The 3,352-nt window shown below is 57.0% G+C and carries 3 protein-coding genes; all 3 read right to left on the bottom strand.

Going from position 1 to position 3,352, the window contains the following annotated elements; translation table 11 throughout:
• Positions 1 to 176: 176 nt before the first annotated feature.
• The 3 genes from BM357_RS18510 to BM357_RS18500 all read right to left on the bottom strand — a co-directional run bounded on the left by BM357_RS18510 (position 177) and on the right by BM357_RS18500 (position 3,210).
• Positions 177 to 848: an AroM family protein gene (locus BM357_RS18510; protein WP_074956863.1), complete on the bottom strand. Its 672-nt coding sequence runs from the start codon at positions 846 to 848 to the stop codon at positions 177 to 179.
• Between the two features lie 48 nt (positions 849 to 896).
• A complete protein-coding gene (locus tag BM357_RS18505; RefSeq protein WP_074956861.1) occupies positions 897 to 1,538 on the bottom strand; it encodes an aspartate/glutamate racemase family protein in 642 nt (213 codons plus the stop codon).
• A 148-nt stretch (positions 1,539 to 1,686) separates the two neighbouring features.
• A complete protein-coding gene (locus BM357_RS18500) occupies positions 1,687 to 3,210 on the bottom strand; it encodes a PucR family transcriptional regulator (protein ID WP_074956859.1) in 1,524 nt (507 codons plus the stop codon).
• Between the last annotated feature and the right edge of the window lie 142 nt (positions 3,211 to 3,352).

Below are 3,352 nucleotides of genomic sequence, written 5' to 3'. Positions count from 1 at the left end.
CGACGGTCGATATAATCCCCCCAACGGGGCAAAGCCAGCGACGTCACAAATTAGACACAAACGGTGAAATTACACCACTTGACGGGACACTACCCTTGTATTTCCTGCGGCTGCTTCTCGTTCATCACGCTGACACTCCCTTTCTCATGAGATTCGTGAAGCCGCATGAACTCGCACTACGCCAGTTCTGCTGCGAATCGCCCGAGCACCGAGCGCGCGAGGATGACTGGGCACGGCAAGACTTGCCGTAGAGCGTCTTTCATCTCCCCTGAATACCCCATGCAGTCGAGCACCACGGCATCCACGCCGTCCCCGGAAAAGCGATGCCCTTCTTCCACTACTCGCGCCACGCCGTCGTACGGGGATGCGGCCCGTAAGATAACGTCTTCCACAACAGTACGCCAACGCGCCTCCTGTTGCCTGAACTGTCCCTCATCAGGCGTCAGCACACCTAGTTTTAGCGGTTTTGGCCCCTTCATGCCACGTACAAAGTTCAGTAACAGATGCTCCGGTACGAGGATGGGCACACGTGATTGGAACACCGGGAATGTACCGGTGCACAACAGGGCGATAGCGGAGACCCCCGCACGCTGCAGTTCTTCGATACACCCTTGGAGTCTGGGAATGACTGCCGAATCGGAAATAATCACCGAGGATCCGTCCCGCATCCTGGTGACCAGCACCTCATCGTTCCCCTGGGGCCGCATTTCGGCGACCTCGGCCGGGCTGAGCCCGTCGAGGGCACCCATTTCCAAAAACTCCGCGTCCGGACCCGAAAGAGCCTGCAATTCGGGAATGATGTCAACCCGCGGTGACTGTCCGATGGTAATGGCCCCGATTTTTCTCATGTCGGTCCCCTTCCTCCGAAAAACGGTTGTTCCATCCAGACCACTCGCCTAGGCGCGGGTCCGCACGGCGTACCAAGCGAACAACCCTTCCGCCTCGACCCCGTCGACCACCACACAACCGAGCTCACGACGTAAGACGTCTGCCAAGCCAATCGTGGAGTATCCGGTACAAGCGAACACAATCGCCTTCGCTCCTTGTTCCAAGAGCGATCGGGTTGTCTCCACCGCTTGCTGCTGGCCCCGAAAGGTGAGCAGATCTTTCGTGTTGGTCACGTTCTGAGGTTTGGCATAACCCACAAACAAGTCCCCGAGTGTATCTTTGACCACCTGCGGTGCATTTGTGGTTATGCCCAACACCCCCGCCGGCAACCCTAGTCCCCGGGCGACCAGCGCGGCGGCACTGCCGGCGCCGATAACCGGGATTCGCAATCGGCCACGCAGCTCGGGCACGGCAGGATCGGCCGCACAGCTGACCACGACGGCTTCCGCACCGTCCTTCTCCAGCCGCGTCGCGAGGTCGATGATTTTTGGCACGGCCTCACGTTCCGTCTCGTCATTGTAAATTCCGTACGGTTGATTCGGGATGCAGACACTGATGACATCCAGCCCGTATTTCGCGGCGATGATGTTCCCGTGCTCCTCGAGCAGCCGTTGGTCTTCGAATGTCACCACACGAATGACGCCAATCATTTTGACCCCCCTGTCCGCGAGACATATAGGAGTGAATCAGCCAATCCCGTCAATTGTCTTCATTATAGGAAGCCACCTATGCAGGGAACATGGCCCGCCTTCCAAATCAAGCAGAGCAAATTTATGCAGTCGTCCAAATGGGCTAGCCTCAGCCCCGTCCGAGGCCGAGTTTCCACGCCCGCAGGCTCAAATTGAGACGAAATAACATCTCTGGATTGTTCAGGTCCCCGCCCAGAAGATCCTGAATCCGCTCCAGCCGGTAGTGCACAGAGTTGCGGTGGATGAACAATTCCGCTGCCACCTGTTTCGTATTCCCGCCATACTTGAGATATACATCCAGCGTGTGCAGCAAGTCAGTCCCATTCTCGACGTCATATTGGTAAATGGGGGCAATCAATGTCGCGTACAGACGTCGCAAGGTCGGATGTGCCCCAATAGCTAACATCATGTCTTCCACGTAGAAGTCGGTCCAGTGCACCACCCGTTGATCCGGCCGCACTTTCTTGCTCACATCCAGTGTCCGCCGGGCCTCATCATAACTGTTGCGGAGTTCCCGCAATTGCTGCCTGGCTTCGCCAATCGCCACCCGGACCGGTGCGTGAAACTGCTCCTCCAGCTTCCGTCGCAGCTCGTGTGCCACCTGCACCGCTGCTCTGTGCTGCTGGACCGTCGGCGCGTCGGAAAAGGCGTACAAGACCGCGACATGCTCCCCTAACGGTGCAGCGACAAACCGATTTCGTTCCGACTGATTAATCCACTGGACCATGTCCGTCTGCACCGAGTCCCCGCCCGCACCGTCCAGCGGCTCGATTATCATCACCACCCGGGATGCCCCGCGCGGGAATTCTAGTTGATTGGCGCGCTGCACCAAAATGCCCTCCATGTTCAATGCCCCGGTCAACAGTTCCGTCAAAAATTCTTCGCGAGCTCGTTTGCTATGCACCAGCCCCGCATCTCGCGCGGTCAACTCCAGCGACAACAAGCCGACGACTTGGTCCAAGCACATGGACTCAAACACGTCCGCCGCCCCCAAGAGGCGTGTCAACGCGACGTGTGCTAGAACCATATTGTCCACGCAGATGTTGCGAATGGTCTTAACATCCTCGACTGAAAATCCCGCTGTGCGAATCTGAACCTCCCCGCTAGACGTCAACAAGGCCGCCTCACACCCTAGCAGTTGCCCAAGCACGTTCAACAGTTCCTGCCCCCGTTTCGTTGCCAACAGGTTGACGAAACGGCTGTGGATGTCGTAGACCTTGCGCATCATCGCTAGCTGCGTGTTTAAAATCCGCTCCATGATGGGCTGAGTGATTTCGATGTAGGGAATATGGGGAGGAATCTCAATCAGAGGGATGCCATACTGATTGCTTAAGGCAATGGCATCTGGGGGTGTCGCCTGTAAGAACCGTTTCGGCTTGAATCCCACCGCTGCGCCACCGACCTTGTGCATCTCTTCGATTATCGCACTGAGCCCTTGCGGATTCCCGCGGAACGAGTATCCCGTGGTGAGCACGAACTCCCCTTGCCGCAGCCATCCTCGCACATCCGGGATTTCCATGATGTCCACGCAGCGAACTTCATTCACTGTCCCCTGGAAACCCGCTACTACCTTTGCGTCTTGCATCACGGGCAACCGCAGCAGCTCTTCGACCGTGAATGTAGTGTTCGTCATGGATATCCCTCCTATGACGCACGCTAAGACTATTTGATTTTACAAATGTAAGCGTCAAATAGTCCGCACCTAGCGCCAAGCCTTGGTCTGCGAGATGATTCCCCCAGAACCCAATCATGGAGGGATCATCGTGACGAAAGCG

The sequence above is a fragment of the Paenalicyclobacillus macrosporangiidus genome (assembly GCF_900116805.1).
GTDB lineage: Bacteria > Bacillota > Bacilli > Alicyclobacillales > Alicyclobacillaceae > Alicyclobacillus_H > Alicyclobacillus_H macrosporangiidus.
The sequence above is the reverse complement of the archived record's forward strand: the minus strand, read 5'-3'. Positions and strand labels throughout refer to the sequence as shown.